A 17,145-nucleotide genomic window follows, 5' to 3' on the forward strand; every position below is an offset into this window, starting at 1 on the left:
GGGGAGTGGCGGGTTCTGGTGCAAAAATATTAGTTAGAAACATAGAGTAGCAATTTTCTCTTCATTTCTATCTTATGAAGCTAAGCCAAACAATTTATGAATAAATTCTTTCTGGTTTGGGACAGACTTGTCCGGTAAAACAAGTTGTCCCTTTTTCATCATATGCATAGCTTCAACGCCACTCAATATAGAGAGTAGATAGGCATGGGTTATGCCCAATATGCAAAATTACATAGGGTTGCTAGTCCAGATTAGTATATAATGTAATAGAACGGATTGGATTTTTCTTTAATCGTTAGATTCGAACCTAACGTCCTATCAAATTCGTAAAAATGTGTAAACTGAGAAACTTTGGAAAGGCATCCGGAAGGATGTCTTTTTTTTTATGTGAACAACACTCAAAAAGTATAGTAGAGAATACTGGTGGCCCCCATGCCCATCAAGCTAAGGTCTTGAAGTACCCCCTAAACGAAATTTTTACTTTTCTACAGTTATTTATTTGAATTCAACTCGTTTTTTTCGTTTTGGGGTGATTGATTTCTTAGGTTGATGGCGATGTATGGTGACCCCTATAACAAAAAATACGAGAATCTACTACCATCCATGATCTTCTTCATATATTTGCACCAGAACCCAAAAAACTGTCTCTAAAATCGTTTCTCACGACCTTTTGAGACAGCTTCTTTTCTCATATATTGTATTAGTAAACACATATTGCAAGTTAAATTTGAGAATAAAATAGAATTAAGAATGTTATTATTTTGTAGAATTTCCTACATAAGCTGAAATATCAACATTTAATGCTTCCGCTAGGCGCATACCATACTCGCGGTCTGCGCGGAAGAAATTACAAATTGCAAGTAGTTTCGTTTGCTCATTCACATCTTTTAAATCGCTTGTTAAGTTTGCGATTAAATTATCTTGTTCCTCTTTAGAGAATGAACGGTAACGCTCACCAGCTTGCTGGAAGTCGTTTGGTTTATCAATTTTTTCACGAGATACATAGCCTTCTACTTTCATAGTTGAATCGCGATAAGCTGGATCCTCAACTGGATTTTCTGTATGACGGCTCGGTTCGTAGTTTATTGTAGATGGGTTTTGATTCATTTGCATCGCACCATCACGTTGTTGATTACGAACAGCTGCGTATGGGCAGTTTACAGGGATTTGTAAATAGTTTGCACCAAGGCGGTAACGCTGTGTATCTGGGTAAGAGAATAAACGACCTTGTAATAGTTTATCTTCAGATGGTTCAATGCCAGGTACAGTTGCACTTGGCGTAAATGCTGCTTGCTCTACTTCCGCAAAGAAGTTTTGTGGGTTGCGATTTAAAGTCATTGTCCCTACTTCAATTAATGGGAAGAGATCTTCTGACCATACCTTTGTTGGATCTAGTGGATCGAACTCTAAAGAATCCATTTCATCTAATTGCATAACCTGTACGTGTAGATCCCATTTTGGATAGTTTCCTTTTTCAATCGCTTCGAATAAATCACGAGTCGCATGGTTGAAATCTTTACCTTGCACTTCTTCCACTTCTTTTGTACTTAAATTGCGGACATCTAGCTGTGGTTTCCAATGATATTTAATGTAAACAATTTTCCCTTCCGCATTAATCCATTTAAATGAATGTACGCCGAAACCTTCCATTTCACGATAGTTCGCCGGTGTACCATAATCAGAAAATACCCATGTCAGCATATGTGTAGATTCTGGAGTTAACGTCATGAAATCCCAGTAACGATCTGGTGTTTGAATATTTGTATCAGGTGCTGGCTTTAAAGAATGCACCATGTCAGGGAATTTAATTGCATCACGAATGAAGAAAACAGGTAAATGGTTACCTACGATATCGTAATTTCCTTCTTCTGTATAAAATTTAACAGCGAACCCGCGTGGATCACGAGCTGTTTCTGGAGAACCTTGACCATGAATAACCGTTGAGAAACGAACGAATACAGGTGTTTCAGTTCCTTCGTTTTGTAAAAACGCTGCTTGCGTATATTGCTTCATACTGTTTTTTGTTACGAACATACCATGAGCACCTGCACCACGTGCATGTACAACACGCTCTGGAATACGTTCACGATCAAAGTGTGCAAGTTTTTCTACTAAATGATAGTCTTCTAATAATACTGGTCCACGTTGTCCAGCTGTACGAGAATTTTGGTTATCTCCTACAGGAGAACCTTGATTTGTTGTTAAGCGATTATTCGGATTCATAAAGGGGAACCTCCTATGTATATTCAATAATAATTATTTAATTGTAAATATTATAGTTTAATATATATTTAGTTTTATTACTTGTCAATAATTTAAAATCGTTTTTTTTATTTTTTTGAGATAGGGTCCGCGAAACAATCCATAAATATATCTTGTGTATTTAGCATAGCCAGTCTAAGATACTCTGCAATAAATCCAATTGGACAATAAACAAAAGAGTCATAACCTACTTTATATATAAACCTCTCGTCAAGTCTTGTACATCTGTTCAAATCCATGAATCTGGTGTATTCCCTACACTTCGCCAACCAATTAGTAATCTTTTAAAATTGAGCATACTAATCATACATCTTTTCTGGAATTTTAATTTCCTTATGTTTCCTGATGTTAATCCGTAATGAGTATTGGTTCATCATCTGTGGGATTATTTAAAACTCCCTCTTTTGATAACTATATGTTCAACTAAGTAATTATTACACATTATGTAGTATGTCTATTAAGTTATAATAATTATAAAATGATAACTGCTAAAAGTAAATATTATGTCGAGAAATGTCATTAAAAATCAAATATCAATTCTTTTTTTATAACTATTATAAAAAAAGAATTGATATTTGATGGAGATTATATTAATATCATTCGAGTATATTATGTAATATTCACTCTTTGAATATTAAAGAGCCGATTTACTCTTAACGGGGTAAAATCTGGCTCTTTTCTTGTCTGACTTTTCTTACCGTGGGGTTTTTCTGAAATAAATGTTAATTGCGAGGAGAGGATGTCGGTGTTTGGGAAATGCCGAGATATAGGGAGTTTATTATTAATTCTTTCTTTGCTGATCATAGCTTGTGTATTACAGGCTCTGGGAGAGGAGAATGGGGAATGATGGATGCAATTATAGAAATTTGCATAAAATTTATTATGATTTATTGTATAGGTTGTTTTGGTGGTAGTTTGTTATGGAAAACGAAAACAAATTGAAAGGATAGGAGATTCAATATGAGCCTTTCACCAAAAAAAAAGATGTTGCAGCGGGTTGAAGAAAAGGAAACGTCATACTGTAATGATGATCCATTGGCTATTGCAAAAGGGATTAGAAATGGATTGCTAATGGTAATGCCATTTTGGTTAGTTGTATTGTATTTAGTTATATGAAAACTACATAACTACGAAAGGGTGAAAGAAATGATTGTTTCGAATGGAATTGCTGATATTCAAACGAAAAAGCAGGCACAGGAACTCGCAATGGAAATGACAAAACAAGTGCTTCATGAAAGCGCTGGATTAACGTGGGTGAGAACTACACATTCATTTTTAAGTGGAGCAATCCTTTATATTAAGGATAAGCATAAAGAACAGGCTCATTTATCCGATTTGAAGGCGTTTGTTGTACAAGGTGAGAAGAGGGACGGCTTTTTAGAATATATCACTAGCCATTTGGAAAAGGATCATCCTTCTTATCATGCTTTTCAAATCATGTTAGCGTGTAAAGAATCGACGCGTGCTCTTTGTTCTTATCCTTTCTGGATTGTGTATGAGAGCAATAGAGAGGTGAGATAACAAAATGAGTTTAATCATTCCACATTATTTACGTGTAGGCGGATGTTCGAAAGACAAAGTGTTACAGGCGCATAAAAAAGCGAAAGAAATATTTAATCCGAAGGGTCAAACGAATAAATTGGTAAGTCAGTTGAGAAACGTTTCCTTTTTTGTACTTTGTGACGGCAGCCATCATAGATGGAAAAATGAAGATGAATATATGAAAGCGAAAACTGCATATATTCGTTACCTTGTAGAGTCTGATATTCAGTTTGTAGAAATGGCAACACAAGAATTGATTTCTTGAAAGTATGCAAAAGACCCAAAAAAGCTAGAACAACATACTTATCATGTAGAAAGAAAAAAACAGCGTATCATTAGTCAGCTGATCGATTGCGGATTTTACAAGGATGGAAGAAGACAACTCTATGAATTAGAGCCTTCAGAGCTAGAAAAGCATCTGAAAAAAATTAAAAAGGAGCGAGTAATTCTTCATAGTTGATGCAAAGGAAGTAAGACTGTGGCATCTAATAAGTTTGAAAAAGAACTAGAGAAATCCATTAAAGCAGTTGTGAAAGGGTTGCGATTGGTTATGTATCAACCGGAAGATGTAGACGGGTAGAGTCAAAAGGTTCGATTTTATTTAGGTGGACCAGAGGAGAACTTGGATTATCTAGTCAAATCGTTTCGAAGTGTATATAAAAACGCGAAAATTATAGAACAAACGATGGAACACATTGCGTTTTCACGTAATAAATTGTTTGGTGGTGCGGTTGGCGGGAGAATACGATTACAGACGAAAAAGTCCTATCACTTACTTAATATAAAACTGATAAACTAGGGATACCGCCCCATGTCCATCAACTTAAGAATCTTTACTATCCCCAACGTTATTCTTTCTAAAAAGCTAAATAGAAAGGATGACGTTTTTTACTAGATTCTTAAGTTGATCGACATATATGGTGACTCCTAGGAGTTGATACATATGGAAAACAAGAGCTCATGTATATGCAATTTCAAAAAAATTAAACTATCAGAAGCTGAAATCTTATATCAAACCCATAGCCGATTATCAACAAGAGTAAAGGAGCGGTGAGTGTGACAACAATTTTAGTATTAGAAGATGAGATAACAATTCGTAGTTTTATTACATTAAATATGAAGCGTGCTGGTTTCAATGTTTTAGAAACCGATACAGGTGAAAAAGCTCTTGAGCTTTTAGAAAATCATAATGTTGATATTGTAATACTTGATGTTATGTTACCAGGAATAGATGGTTTTCGAGTATGCAAAAGAATACGAAAAAACAATGAAAAGATTGGTATTATTATATTAACGGCACGTGTTCAAGAGAAAGATCAGGTACACGGTTTGACAATTGGAGCAGATGATTATATTAAAAAACCATTTAGTATAATTGAATTAGTAGCACGTGTACAATCATTGCTAAGAAGGGTAAAAGAAAATAAAAAGGATATGAAATCGATTCATTCGGAACCATTTCAATTAGATCTTCTGCAAGAAAAATTATATAGGGATGAGATAGTAATTGATTTAACTCCAACAGAGCATATTATTTTACGATATTTAATGGAAAATTCCATAAAACCAATTTCACGTGATGAACTCTTAAATAAAATATGGGGTATAAGTTGTGTAGGTAACACAAAAGTAATAGATGTGAATATCAGTCGTCTTCGTCAGAAGATCGAACCTAGTCCTTCTGATCCTCAGTTTCTCCTTACGGTACGGGGAAAAGGATATAAATGGAAATGAAGCAAACGATGATGCGGAAAATTAGTTTGTACTTTATGAATGTCCTAGTATTTTCTGAATGTGATGAACATCTTCTGTTGCTATAGATATACTTTTGCTTGAATTTTTACCGACTCCTATAAGGCTTCACAATATCAAAAAAAGAAAATTGTACGTTTAGACACATTTTTGACACAAATTAGCCGGTTCCCTGTACGTTAAGGAACCGGCTACTTACTTTACTATTTTTTTAAACTTTGCAACAGAACCATAAAAGCTATATTTTCCTCTTACTTAATTTTTGCCGCATCAAAAGCCTTTTGAACTGCCTGAACTTCAGCTGAGTTCGCCCCATATTTATTTGTTGCAACTCGAAGGCATGCTGATCTTAATTCGGAGAAATCAGAAGACATGTTTAATTCATCAGTATTTGCATAATAGAAAATATCAAACATTTTATCCTCTCCAACTCCCTTTACAGTTACACCGTTGTGAGTACCACCTTTTGCAATTAGATACGCAACCTTATTAATAATACTTGAGTTGAAATGAACGCCTCCTTGATCCCATCCATTAAAATCGTTAAATTTACTATAATCATCTGGATAAGGTACTCCAGCTGAAGACGGAACTGAAGATGGATTTTCCATATCACGGAACACTGATCCAGTTTGTTCTCCCATTGTCCAGTTAAATGTTCCATTATTTACGTATTTCTCAATAGATGTCCCCATAATATCAGACAACGCCTCGTTAATTGCACCAGATTCTCCGTAGTATTCAAGATTGGATTCGCTAGATGTAACCGCATGTGTAAATTCATGTCCCGCTACGTCATATGCCTTTACAATAGGATCTCCATATACAAGCATGCTGCCATTATTAGCACTTAATGCATTCTGCCAATTTTTCGGATCATTTGTATCAGTCGAATCCCAGGCATGCACAACTGATACTACTTTTTGCCCCTTATTATCAAAACTATTACGCTTGTATTTGTCTTTATAAAAATCATATACTTTTGTTGCTAAGTAATGAGCACTTACCGCTTTTGAATCATTAAATGTGGTTGAAGTGCTAGTTGCCAGTGTACCAGGGTAATAACTTTCTTCTTTAGTAATATCTCTGTAATTTACATCATACGTTTCAATTCCTTGCCCTCTTGTGTAATCAGCAAGTGCATATTTTCCATTACTTTGTTTAGAAATACCAAATGTACGAGATATACCTAAATCATCTTTTCCTGTTCCAGTTAATGATGTAAGATTGCTTTTTCTATTTTCCTTTAAGGCTCCAACAAGCTTTTCACTTGCTTTTAAGTTGGATTCTTGCACCATATTTTTTAACATATCCCCATTATGTGCATTCACTAGATAGGTTCCAGATACATAGTTTGGTGTTGCTGCCGCAAATGTAACTTGGTATGCATTGCTGGCTTGTCCATTATTTTCATCAACAAAAATAACTTCCTTTACTTCTGGCTCGGAAATAAACTTAATATCATTCCCATACTTCGTATAGATATATTGTTTCGCTTCTTCTTGTGATAGATTGATAGACTTCTTTAAATCTTCTTGTTTTAAATTTTGCGCGCTATCTCCTGAAACACTCTTAAGAACACCCTTTTTATCTACGTGTGCAGTCAATTGATGCCCGTATACTTCTTTTCCTTCATATGTTTGTTGCATACGCACAAGTGTTGTTCCATCATAAGAACCACGTTTTTGAAGAACTTTATAATCTACTCCTGTTTCTCCATTCACTTGTTTTGGAGAAAGAGCTTGCTCTGTCTTCTCCTTAAGAGCATCTTTTACTACATTCTCTGGTGCCTTTTGTGATGGTTGTGTAAGTTCACCTGTACGGAACGAATCCTCTTGCATTTGAACTTGTAGTTGATCTGTTTCCTCTGCATGACCTACTCCATATGGAGTTACAGCTGTTAAAGCTAATCCTGTTGTTAATGCAACTGTAGCTAATGTTTTTTTATTTTTCATGTTTTCCACCTCGCATAATTTTTTGAAATATTAAACTTGTAAAAAGTATACTGTCTTTTCTTGTCGAAATGAATATAAAATACGGAATTTATGTAATATTATGCAAAATTACATATTAAAAACCGTAGCAATAAATCATTCCTACGGTTTCAAAATTTAAAAGTATTAAATTTTCTTAATTGGGAAGAGGTTCTGTTGCAAAATTAAAAAAAATCATAAACCAGTTGATGAATGAGTAGCAATATTTAGGCAGTGGCTAAATATTCAGTTCAGCCAGGATCCAAATTAAATGAATTTATAAATTCTGGAAATGAAAGCAATGAATATTATGAATTCAAATTAAAACAAGAATACAATTATCCGGTAGATGTTTTAGTAGCTCTTACATCTAAATAAAAAATCAAGTTCAATTTAATTCTCCCTAACATATAAAGACAAAAAAGAGTCCTAAATTAATAGGACTCTTTTTCATTATATATTTTTACCCGAACCAGATTTAGAGATTACTTGCATATGTTTTGAAGTTTTCGCATCAGAATCAATTAATGCTAGACAGCCTCTTCAAGGTAGTGTAATATGAAGCTTACTTCACGTGAAATAAACTTCATATAAAGTTTTGTTAGGAGGGATTTGTTTGAACAATAGATTTAAAGAACTTTATTTATGTTCGTTTGCAATTATTGCAATAGGTTTTATTGAAATAATGTTTGATCACACTGAAGCGAATTTTGCTGAGGGATTTTATTTAGGTAATTTAAAGATACTAACAGGAGTAATCTTTTTAATTTTCGCTTTAGTTTCTCAAACTAAATTTAATACTAATCGTAAACAGTTAGAAAGAGAGCTATCAAAAGAATATGATGAGAGGGATGATTTAATAGAAGGAAAAGCTTCACAATTTACCATGAGTATTCTAATGCTCATGATTATTCTGATGATGTTTCTTTCGAAATGGATTATGATTCCAATGAATGCTGGGCTATTTCTCATTATAATATGTTGCCTAATTACTAAAACATTAGCTAAAAAATATTATAGTTGCTTTCTTTAATTAGGAGATTTCTATGAAAAATATAGTAAAAGAGCTACGTTTAAAGCATGGAATAACACAGCAAGAATTAGCTGATAAAGTATTTGTATCTTCAAGAACGATTATTTCGTTGGAAAAGCAAAAGTATAATCCATCTGTTTTACTAGCATATAGAATATCTGCTGTTTTCAACCTATCAATTGAAGAAGTTTTTATATTTGAAGAAGATGACTAATAGTAGTATACAAATATAATTGACAAGAAACATTCAAACAATATAGCAAAATACAAATAATGAATATAAGTAGGGAAAAATTCATTATTTGTATAATAAGTGGAGGTAAATAATGGCTTTAAAATTATTTGGTATCGTTTTTGGAGTGGTATTAATCTTATGGGGATTATATAGAATGAAAAAAGATGATGCATTCGTAGGAAAAACTCAAAAAAGAAAAAATCTTTTCAATTTGTTGATTCTTGGAGAGGCTTCTGGATTAGGACAATTCTTAGGTGGAATTCTGCTTGTCATTTTAGTAATCGTATCCTTTATAATTAAATAATTTGCAAACAAAAGAGGTGGTTTTAATTAACCATTATTCTAAACCAACAAGTATAAGTAGTCTCCTTTATTAAACGTTGTTTGTAATAACAATATTATAGTGTCAGTTTGAAACAAAGATGCACCGGGCGCTTTTCTTTAATAACAATCACAAGAAATGCTTAAACTTTTTTATAAAAATTAAAAACATAATTTAAAGAATTAACTCCGTTTTGAACAATCTATATTCAAAATGGAGTTTTTACGTTAGTTGGGGTCACCATACATGCCTATCAAGTTAATAACTCAGAATTACCCCATGCCCATCAAGTTAAAGTTTTATTGCACCCCCAGAATGAAATTTTTAGTCTTTCTTGTAACAAAGAAGCTTTTGGGGGTGACTTGTCTTCTTAGCTTGATAGCGATGGGGTAGCACCACACATCCATCAACCTAAGATTTTGAAATAACCCCAAAACGAAAATTTGATATCTTTACAGTTACTTATGAGAGCTTAGCTCATTTTTTTCGTTTGGGGGCTTATGTAATTGATTTATAGAACCCCTCCAACTAATAGAAGAAGCGATCCCTATATAAGTTCAACAGGTCATAGTTGGAAATAAATGCAAACTTATGACCTGTCTTTACACGTATCTCGGCTGTACCCCCTTATAAATTTCTTTCTCTTCAGCTAGATATTTATAAAGGTGGGGCTTATGCAATTTTGCATATCTAAATAAAGGGTATCAATATGCAGATTATGAATAAATTATATTGATAGTATTCAAGATTTATTAAATCTCGAATGAATTAAAATAGCATTTTCGAAAAATCATATATATCAAGGTACAACTATTATATTTACTTAAGTGAAATTGAACAGTAATTTTATAAGTATAATTTTTCCACTTATACCAATATGTAATAATCGAATTATTAAATGTAATTCGACAAAATTCTACTATTTACGCATTTAAAATCTCATGTTTTAATAAAGTTATAATTGATTATCCACTAAGAAGGGAGAAAAATACTAATAAAAGTAGAGCAAAGTTGCAAGTAACATTATGCTGATTTGATTATCTGAATAATTAGTATATTTTTGAGGGAAATCTAGAATCAGCAAAGTATCACATTTCCACACAGTATTAATTTCCTTATTTCGGTAACTAAAAAAGGAGTATGACTTCTTCAGAACAACTGGAGATAACTGATATGCTTTTTATAAAGATCGGAGCAGATTTTGTATTGTATACATGGAACTGCCGATTAAAAAATACTTGGAATATATCAGAAGTCATATGCGATTTAATTTTTCGAAAGCGCTTTAATTGTAGTGATTTAAGAAGAAAGGTTGGTCTATATGAACAGAGGAAAGAATCGTAGATTACAAAAACCAATAAAAGTAGTTGCCACATCAGCTATTTTGGCAACTACGTTATTTACACCTATAATGCCAAATGATTTAAAAGTACATGCTGAGACAGTTTCCACACAAACTGTAAATCAATATGAACAGAGGGAGTTTGATCTTCCAGCTACGGGGAGTTATTGGGATGAAGGGAAAAGAGAGCGAAGAGGCGAGCAAAAAAACTATATGCCAACAGGCATCTACGTAAAACCAAATGAACAAGTTACAATTGAAGTATCGGGAACGCAAAAGATTAGAGCGATTATTGGGACACATCAATATGATAAAGAATGGGGAAAAGAAATTGATCTTTCTCCTGGTTCTAATACTATTTCCTCTCCAAATGGTGGTTTATTAGGGTTTGATAATCATCAAGATACAGGAACAGTTAAGGTGAAAGTCACACAAGGTGGGAGTCCTGTTCCATTTTTCGAACTAGGAAAGCATACGAAAGCAGACTGGATTGCGATGATGGACAAGTATCCAGATGCGCATGCTGTTCAACTAAAATCAGAGAAAGCAGTACTTACTGTTACTCGTGACAGTGCTAAGAAATATATAGTAAATCAAGATCCTATTCCTCTATTAAAAAAATACGATGCAATGATTCAAGCACAAGATAAGATATCGGGATTATCTGAAACAAATTCTAATCCGTTACATCGTTCAACCAAGCGTATTTGGGCTTTTGTAGAAAATCCTAACAAACAAGACTGGGGTATGTATGCAAGTTTGGATGGAGCCGTATTTACTACTGCTGGTGGAGCAATTAAAAGTACTTTAGATATAAATGCATTTGGATGGGGACAAATGCATGAAGCGGGACATGCAAGACAACAACACCCATGGACGTGGAATGACCTTAGAGGAATGGGAGAAGTAACTGTTAATCTATATTCTTTGGCTGCACAAAAGCAATTATTCCCTGATCAACAAACACGTTTAGAAAAAGAGGGGGATTATGATAGAGCCTTTGCGTATTTAAAACAAACTGATAAAGATTACAAAAATATTGACGACTTGTTTGTGAAACTTGTTATGATTTGGCAGCTTCATTTAGCGTATGGTGAAGATTTTTATCCGAATCTTCACAAACTATATAGGGAATTACCAAATGAACAACTTCCTCAAACAGACGAAGAGAAAATCCAAGCGTTTATATACAATACATCAAAAGTAGCGAAACAAAATTTACTTCCGTTCTTTGATCAATGGGGACTGAAGGCAACGCCAGAAACAAGAAAAAAAGTAGATGCTTTGAATAACCCGACATTAGTTGCCCCTATCTGGGAAGCAACTGACTCTAAACCTATAAAACCACTAGCTGCATTGTCGAAAAAAACAATGAAAGCAAGTGCAAACAGTGAGGAATCACGTGATCCAGCTAGTAATGCTATTGATGGAAATCCAAATACAATTTGGCATAGCCAATGGAATGTACAAAATCAATATCCATACAATTTAACATTAGAACTTGATAAAAATCAAACAATTTCACAAATAGACTATCTGCCAAGGCAAGATGGGAACCAAAATGGCCGTATTTTAAACTACAATATTTATACAAGTGTAGATGGGGTTAATTATGAAAAAGTATCATCGGGAACATGGGAGAATAACAGTGATAAGAAAACAGCGAAATTTGATCCTGTTACTGCAAAATATATAAAAGTAGAAGTGACGAATGGAAATATTGGATATGCCTCAGCAGCAGAAGTAGATGTTCTAACTGATTCTACATCTGTTAAACCATATTTATTGCCTAAAAGCACAATGAAAGCAAGTGCAAATAGTGAGGAATCAACTGGTTCAGCTAGTAAGGCGATTGATGGAAAAACAGATACAATCTGGCATAGCAGTTGGACAGCAAATCAATATCCATACAATTTAACATTAGATCTTGATAAAAATCAAGCGATCTCAAAAGTAGACTATCTGCCAAGACAAGATGGTTCGGAAAATGGCCGTATTTTAAATTACAATATTTATACGAGTGTAGATGGCGTTAAGTATGACAAAGTATCATCGGGAACATGGGAAAATAATAGTGATAAGAAAACGGCAATATTTAATCCTGTTACTGCGAAATTTGTGAAAATAGAAGTGACAAATGGACAGAATGGCTTTGCTTCTGCAGCTGAAGTAGACATTTGGGGATATTAATCATTTAGCAATATGAATGAACACGTTATCGTAGGGGGAGAGCTATTTGAGAATCACCTTGTGATAACGTGTAATAGTTTCGTAGAAAAGTACCAACAAGGATAAAACAAAGGGGAGCAAGAGCAATATTTTCTGAGAAACACAAAGAATAGTAGTTTTTTATTACAAGTATTATATTGAGGCATCCTCGTATTTTGAAAAACACGTTAAGAGTTTTTTGCTGGCTAATTTTACTGCATATTCTACTGATTGTACGAATTGTTCCCATGAAATGATAGATTGTAAGGATTCAAAAGGATCTTGTTCTAATTCTTTGGCTTCAATTAAAGCCTTCACGTGCCATTTGTAGTAACCGATTCTGATGCACTTCTCTCCCATTATCTAATGGTAAATTTAATTTTCGAATAAACTCTAGTCGATCCATAACCTTATGAAAATTTTTAATAGAAACGACACCTGGAGGTTGTCTCAGCCATGATAAGTACGAATATTTGTATCCTTTTCCTACTTTTAATAATGTATCTAATTGTTTAGCAATTGTATGTACGATAAAATCTGGAGCCTTTTCATTTGCAGATAATGGTCTTCCGGGAAAACGTAAGTAAGCGATTTGTATGGCAAAACCTAATCGATTGGCAGCACCGCGTTGTATATTTATAATGTGCAATTCCTCATCAGATATTGTGTAATAGCGTAGAATTCCTCTTTTGTCCATATATTCAGGAATTCCATAGAAACCCTCCCTTTGTGATGCAGTAAGAAGCTCTCTCTTTTTCAAATTCTCATTCCACTTTGTACGTTACTTGTTTAGAAAACTACACTTCTTTGTAATTAAATAACCTATCTTTATGATAATGACCAGATTGGTTATTTGCTACAGAAAACAAGACCTTAGCCTTCTCATTTCTTATAACTCTGTGCATATACTTAGTGCGACAATCACCGTTTTGATAAACAAACCAAACACGTTTGTTACATGATTCCTCATTTTTATAAACAATGTGAACAACGACGAGTACTCCTAAAACTATCGTTTTTTCAATTCATATTTTTCGATACATATTTTAATTTCCTAACATTGATGTTTTAAACTTCAGCTATTACAACTTATAACCAATGAAAGACTTTTGTAACATTTATGAAAGAGATATGAAAGATTTTTAAAGTAACATGAACTTTAGAGCATTGATTTTAACTTATTCAAAAGTAAAAAATCGTACTAAGAGAGAACAACAAAAATGAAAAAATATTTAAAACAAATGGGATCGGAAAGAAAATGATTCCTGCCATAGCGGATTAGGTATTTTTGCAGAATATATTTGATGTAAGGAAGTGCAATTATGAGTAATGTAAAAATTATTACTTACGTTTTAAGTAAACCAGAACAAGATCATAAAGACCTTATTAAAGCTATCAAAGATTATGAAACATGGGTAAAAATCACAGAGTTTACTTGGATTGTTGCAACCACTGATTCATGTATTAACATTATGAATATTTTAAAGAAACACTTGCATTCTAATGATCGCATGTTTGTAGCCGAGCTTACTGGTGTTTCAGCTTGGCAAAATATTCTTTGTAAAACTTAATTTTTAAAAGAATATCTTTAATTTAGAATAAAAATGGTTTTTACTGAGTTAACTGTGTTTATACATTGGAATCAGTTAACTAATCAATTTGGAATATTGATAACTGGGTATTCAATGAGAACGCAAGGAATGACCATTAATTCCCATCATCTAACTTGATTCTACGTAGGGGTATCCTACCATCAGGTTTCCATATATATAAATCTCACATTCTTAACAGTTTGTAAGGGTGTTAAGTATTGTAGTTAAAATCTAGAGCAGACAAAGGATTTCTAAAGAGTCGATGACACGTATATCAAAGAAAAGGTCAATGGATATATCTGTATCATGCCGTGGATTCCGAAGAAACTACGATTGATTTTTATCTCAGTAAAACAAGTGACAGCAGGACTGCAAAGCGATTCTTCAAGAAAGCTTTGTGGTCCTTTCATATTTTTAAGTCTCGTATTATACCAGTCTATAAGAATCCGGTTTATCTAATAGTAGTAATAGAAGAATTGAAAAAAGAGAACAAGATGACAACAGGCATACAAATCAAGCAATTCAAATACTTGAACAACATAGTAGAATAAACCCATTGATTTATTAAAAAGTGAGTTCGTTCTATGTTAGGATTAAAATCCTTTTACACAGTACAGTGCGTTATTCCTAGAATAGAAGTGATGCATATGGTGAAAAAACAGTGAAATATTTTACGGAACTAGTCTGTTCAAAATTAGAAAGAATCAAGTAACTATTTGACATTACTGCATAAACTTGATCCCCTTAAGATATGTATGATTTTTTCAAGAACATAACATGTTTGTACCAGGACCTTAATCTTCTAGGAATTAATGAACTACTAATCATACAGTATGCTGGTATTAAAATGACCATCTGGCTTATATAATTATTATTCATGATTTTTATTGAATGTATGCTCAAATTACTTCATTCTAAATTGGTAACGATATTCCATTACATTTATATAAATAGCTATATATATTTGTTATATAAGAATGAATAAGAAAAATATTTCTTTTGTTACTGATAAAAAAAGGAGATTTTATGTATGAAAAAAAGAATTGCAATAATAGAAGATGAAGACAATATAAGGGAAATATGCAAACGGTACTTAGAAAGGGAAGGGTATGAAGTATATACAGCTGTAAATGGAACAGAGGGCTGGTCTATATTTCAGCAATATCAACCAGATTTAATCATTTTAGATCTGATGATGCCGAAAAAAGATGGCTGGGAACTATGCGAGGAAATTCGTCAACAATCTAATGTTCCTATTATTATGTTAACCGCTAGGGCAGAAGAAAGAAATCGGATTTTGGGTTTAACAATGGGAGCAGATGATTATGTAACAAAGCCGTTTTCACCTCGCGAATTAGTACTAAGGGTTCAAATTATATTAAGAAGAGGAAATCAGACAACTATAGAAACGAAAGAACCCGTATCAGAAGTAATAGAGTTCCGAGATTTGGAGATTTATCCAACGAAGAGATGTGTACTTATTTGTGGACATGAAGTGGAGTTAACAAATAAAGAATTTGAGGTACTTTATATAATGGCCACACATCCAAAACAAGTGTTTTCTCGTTCGCAACTTCTTGAACAAATTTGGGAGTTTGAGTATGAAGGATGTACGAACACAGTAACGGTGTTAATGAGTCGTTTACGTGAAAAATTAGAGAAGCATTCAACAAAGAACCATTGGATTCATACGGTTTGGGGAATTGGATATAGCTTTGATCCCAATGGAGGAAATGAAACATGAAATTACGTTATCAATTGTTACTGATGAATCTATTAAGCACGAGTGTTATGGTAGTTGCTATATGGTATAGTGATACGAAAATGTTACTTAATCCGGAAGAAACACGGTTATTAACTGGAATTGCAATCATAGCAATGATTTTTTCAACCTTGCTTTACTGGCTACTAACACGTCCTATTATTAGATCTATTCAAAATTTAATTGAATTAACAAAACAATTTAGTGATAGACATTTTGAAACGATATATATAATAGGAAAAGAACCACGAGAGTTTAAAGAATTAGCAACAGCTTTTCAACAGATGGCGAAAAAATTAGAAGAGGGGTTTACTAAGTTAGAGGAAGGAGAAAAAGCACGTACAGAGCTGATTGCGAATATTTCACACGACTTACGAACACCTATGGCTAGCATACAATTGATGATAGAAGCATTACAAGATAATTTAATTGAAGATCCTGACATGAAAATGCAGTACATAACGACAATCCTAAAAGAAATACAACGATTAAATGGATTAATCAATGACTTATTTGATCTTTCAAAGTTAGAACTTGGACAAGAAGAGTTTTATCCAAGTTTATCACATGTGGACAGCATTCTACTAGAAGTACTAAATTCACATTCTATCTTATTAAAGGAGAAACATATCCATTTACAACTGTACGTTTCTGATACATTGCCTCGACTTTGGATTATGCCATGTAAAATAGCACGAGTTATCGGTAATTTGTTAAACAATGCAATCCGACATTCCCCTGTATCTGGAAAAATCGAGCTGATTGTAGAAGAAAATACACAAAGGCAACAAGTCAAATTTATTTTGCGTGATGAAGGAGAAGGCATTTCTCCTAATAATAAATTGCGCATATTTGAACGCTTTTTCAGAACGGACCCATCAAGAAGTTCACAATCTGGAGGTTCAGGGATCGGATTAGCCATTGTAAAATCATTAATCGAACTGCACAAAGGAGAAGTTGGCGTTAGAGATCGTTCGGATGGTAAACAGGGATGTGAATTTTGGTTTACTCTTCCCATTACTTCAGAACAGAAATAAGATCGTTGCAAGACTTTTGTAATAGTTATGTTATCGAAATGATAGACTTCCTTGTTAACATACATGTAAGCATTATGTTAGAGGA

At 33.4% G+C, this 17,145-nt stretch carries 17 protein-coding genes and 3 pseudogenes; 15 read left to right on the top strand and 5 right to left on the bottom strand.

Annotated elements, in window-relative coordinates:
* Window positions 1-72: 72 nt before the first annotated feature.
* Both FT637_RS28120 and FT637_RS28125 read right to left on the bottom strand, forming a co-directional pair.
* Window positions 73-192 (bottom strand): annotated as a pseudogene (locus FT637_RS28120) (IS6 family transposase); the annotation flags it as partial.
* A gap of 564 nt (window positions 193-756) precedes the next feature.
* On the bottom strand, window positions 757-2,223 hold the full coding sequence (locus FT637_RS28125) for a catalase (RefSeq protein ID WP_193649053.1): 1,467 nt from the start codon (window positions 2,221-2,223) through the stop codon (window positions 757-759).
* Window positions 2,224-3,018: 795 nt separating this feature from the next.
* Between FT637_RS28125 and FT637_RS28130 the strand changes: the two genes are divergently transcribed.
* The 7 genes from FT637_RS28130 (at window position 3,019) to FT637_RS28160 (ending at window position 5,538) form a co-directional block, all read left to right on the top strand.
* Window positions 3,019-3,204, top strand: coding sequence for a hypothetical protein (locus FT637_RS28130; RefSeq protein WP_193649066.1), 186 nt, complete (start codon window positions 3,019-3,021; stop codon window positions 3,202-3,204).
* Window positions 3,205-3,222: 18 nt separating this feature from the next.
* A complete protein-coding gene (locus tag FT637_RS28135; protein WP_193649054.1) occupies window positions 3,223-3,378 on the top strand; it encodes a hypothetical protein in 156 nt (51 codons plus the stop codon).
* Between the two features lie 30 nt (window positions 3,379-3,408).
* Window positions 3,409-3,783 (top strand): hypothetical protein, encoded by a 375-nt coding sequence (locus tag FT637_RS28140; RefSeq protein WP_193649055.1) that lies wholly within the window; start codon window positions 3,409-3,411, stop codon window positions 3,781-3,783.
* A 4-nt stretch (window positions 3,784-3,787) separates the two neighbouring features.
* Entirely contained in the window at window positions 3,788-4,069 is a 282-nt protein-coding gene (locus FT637_RS28145; RefSeq protein WP_193649056.1) for a hypothetical protein, read from the top strand.
* Between the two features lie 66 nt (window positions 4,070-4,135).
* A complete protein-coding gene (fbpA, locus tag FT637_RS28150) occupies window positions 4,136-4,264 on the top strand; it encodes a Fur-regulated basic protein FbpA (RefSeq protein ID WP_080021449.1) in 129 nt (42 codons plus the stop codon).
* A 162-nt stretch (window positions 4,265-4,426) separates the two neighbouring features.
* Window positions 4,427-4,603: a hypothetical protein gene (locus tag FT637_RS28155; protein WP_227494000.1), complete on the top strand. Its 177-nt coding sequence runs from the start codon at window positions 4,427-4,429 to the stop codon at window positions 4,601-4,603.
* A 257-nt stretch (window positions 4,604-4,860) separates the two neighbouring features.
* The gene (locus FT637_RS28160; RefSeq protein ID WP_193649057.1) at window positions 4,861-5,538 is read left to right on the top strand and encodes a response regulator transcription factor; all 678 of its coding nucleotides are present in this window, start codon (window positions 4,861-4,863) and stop codon (window positions 5,536-5,538) included.
* A gap of 269 nt (window positions 5,539-5,807) precedes the next feature.
* Here the strand turns inward: FT637_RS28160 and FT637_RS28165 are convergent, their stop codons facing one another.
* The gene (locus FT637_RS28165; protein ID WP_193649058.1) at window positions 5,808-7,511 is read right to left on the bottom strand and encodes a M4 family metallopeptidase; all 1,704 of its coding nucleotides are present in this window, start codon (window positions 7,509-7,511) and stop codon (window positions 5,808-5,810) included.
* Window positions 7,512-8,145: 634 nt separating this feature from the next.
* Here FT637_RS28165 and FT637_RS28170 point away from each other — a divergent pair.
* The 4 genes from FT637_RS28170 to FT637_RS28185 all read left to right on the top strand — a co-directional run bounded on the left by FT637_RS28170 (window position 8,146) and on the right by FT637_RS28185 (window position 12,651).
* Window positions 8,146-8,562, top strand: coding sequence for a DUF2178 domain-containing protein (locus FT637_RS28170; protein WP_193649059.1), 417 nt, complete (start codon window positions 8,146-8,148; stop codon window positions 8,560-8,562).
* Window positions 8,563-8,575: 13 nt separating this feature from the next.
* Window positions 8,576-8,776 carry a helix-turn-helix transcriptional regulator gene (locus FT637_RS28175; protein WP_000790480.1) on the top strand — a complete coding sequence of 67 codons (201 nt, stop codon included), beginning with the start codon at window positions 8,576-8,578 and terminating at the stop codon, window positions 8,774-8,776.
* A gap of 112 nt (window positions 8,777-8,888) precedes the next feature.
* Window positions 8,889-9,101 carry a hypothetical protein gene (locus tag FT637_RS28180; protein WP_193649060.1) on the top strand — a complete coding sequence of 71 codons (213 nt, stop codon included), beginning with the start codon at window positions 8,889-8,891 and terminating at the stop codon, window positions 9,099-9,101.
* 1,339 nt (window positions 9,102-10,440) lie between these two features.
* Window positions 10,441-12,651 carry a M60 family metallopeptidase gene (locus FT637_RS28185; protein ID WP_193649061.1) on the top strand — a complete coding sequence of 737 codons (2,211 nt, stop codon included), beginning with the start codon at window positions 10,441-10,443 and terminating at the stop codon, window positions 12,649-12,651.
* A 171-nt stretch (window positions 12,652-12,822) separates the two neighbouring features.
* On the opposite strand, the gene FT637_RS30720 is transcribed toward FT637_RS28185, so the two are convergent.
* Window positions 12,823-12,987 (bottom strand): hypothetical protein, encoded by a 165-nt coding sequence (locus FT637_RS30720; protein ID WP_413773251.1) that lies wholly within the window; start codon window positions 12,985-12,987, stop codon window positions 12,823-12,825.
* Window positions 12,980-13,429: pseudogene (locus FT637_RS28190) on the bottom strand (DUF4158 domain-containing protein); the annotation flags it as partial. The pseudogene FT637_RS28190 and the gene FT637_RS30720, both read right to left, overlap by 8 nt.
* A 562-nt stretch (window positions 13,430-13,991) precedes the next feature.
* On the opposite strand from FT637_RS28190, the gene FT637_RS28195 reads away from it, so the two are divergent.
* From FT637_RS28195 to FT637_RS28210, 4 genes and pseudogenes are all read left to right on the top strand, one after another.
* Window positions 13,992-14,240 (top strand): CRISPR-associated protein Cas2, encoded by a 249-nt coding sequence (locus FT637_RS28195; protein WP_193649062.1) that lies wholly within the window; start codon window positions 13,992-13,994, stop codon window positions 14,238-14,240.
* Between the two features lie 276 nt (window positions 14,241-14,516).
* Window positions 14,517-14,926 (top strand): annotated as a pseudogene (locus tag FT637_RS30220) (DDE-type integrase/transposase/recombinase); the annotation flags it as partial.
* A gap of 365 nt (window positions 14,927-15,291) precedes the next feature.
* Window positions 15,292-16,005 carry a response regulator transcription factor gene (locus FT637_RS28205; RefSeq protein WP_193649064.1) on the top strand — a complete coding sequence of 238 codons (714 nt, stop codon included), beginning with the start codon at window positions 15,292-15,294 and terminating at the stop codon, window positions 16,003-16,005.
* Window positions 16,002-17,060 (top strand): sensor histidine kinase, encoded by a 1,059-nt coding sequence (locus tag FT637_RS28210; RefSeq protein ID WP_193649065.1) that lies wholly within the window; start codon window positions 16,002-16,004, stop codon window positions 17,058-17,060. The genes FT637_RS28205 and FT637_RS28210 overlap by 4 nt, the downstream gene beginning before the upstream one ends.
* The last annotated feature ends 85 nt before the right edge of the window (window positions 17,061-17,145 follow it).

Source organism: Bacillus cereus, assembly GCF_015071065.1.
GTDB lineage: Bacteria > Bacillota > Bacilli > Bacillales > Bacillaceae_G > Bacillus_A > Bacillus_A cereus_BA.

Bases quoted from the DNA above. Each gene is read 5' to 3' on its own strand.
- FT637_RS28125 (WP_193649053.1), bottom strand. From the start codon at position 2,223: ATGAATCCGAATAATCGCTTAACAACAAATCAAGGTTCTCCTGTAGGA.
- FT637_RS28130 (WP_193649066.1), top strand. From the start codon at position 3,019: ATGCCGAGATATAGGGAGTTTATTATTAATTCTTTCTTTGCTGATCAT.
- FT637_RS28135 (WP_193649054.1), top strand. From the start codon at position 3,223: ATGAGCCTTTCACCAAAAAAAAAGATGTTGCAGCGGGTTGAAGAAAAG.
- FT637_RS28140 (WP_193649055.1), top strand. From the start codon at position 3,409: ATGATTGTTTCGAATGGAATTGCTGATATTCAAACGAAAAAGCAGGCA.
- FT637_RS28145 (WP_193649056.1), top strand. From the start codon at position 3,788: ATGAGTTTAATCATTCCACATTATTTACGTGTAGGCGGATGTTCGAAA.
- FT637_RS28165 (WP_193649058.1), bottom strand. From the start codon at position 7,511: ATGAAAAATAAAAAAACATTAGCTACAGTTGCATTAACAACAGGATTA.
- FT637_RS28175 (WP_000790480.1), top strand. From the start codon at position 8,576: ATGAAAAATATAGTAAAAGAGCTACGTTTAAAGCATGGAATAACACAG.
- FT637_RS28180 (WP_193649060.1), top strand. From the start codon at position 8,889: ATGGCTTTAAAATTATTTGGTATCGTTTTTGGAGTGGTATTAATCTTA.
- FT637_RS28185 (WP_193649061.1), top strand. From the start codon at position 10,441: ATGAACAGAGGAAAGAATCGTAGATTACAAAAACCAATAAAAGTAGTT.
- FT637_RS28195 (WP_193649062.1), top strand. From the start codon at position 13,992: ATGAGTAATGTAAAAATTATTACTTACGTTTTAAGTAAACCAGAACAA.
- FT637_RS28205 (WP_193649064.1), top strand. From the start codon at position 15,292: ATGAAAAAAAGAATTGCAATAATAGAAGATGAAGACAATATAAGGGAA.
- FT637_RS28210 (WP_193649065.1), top strand. From the start codon at position 16,002: ATGAAATTACGTTATCAATTGTTACTGATGAATCTATTAAGCACGAGT.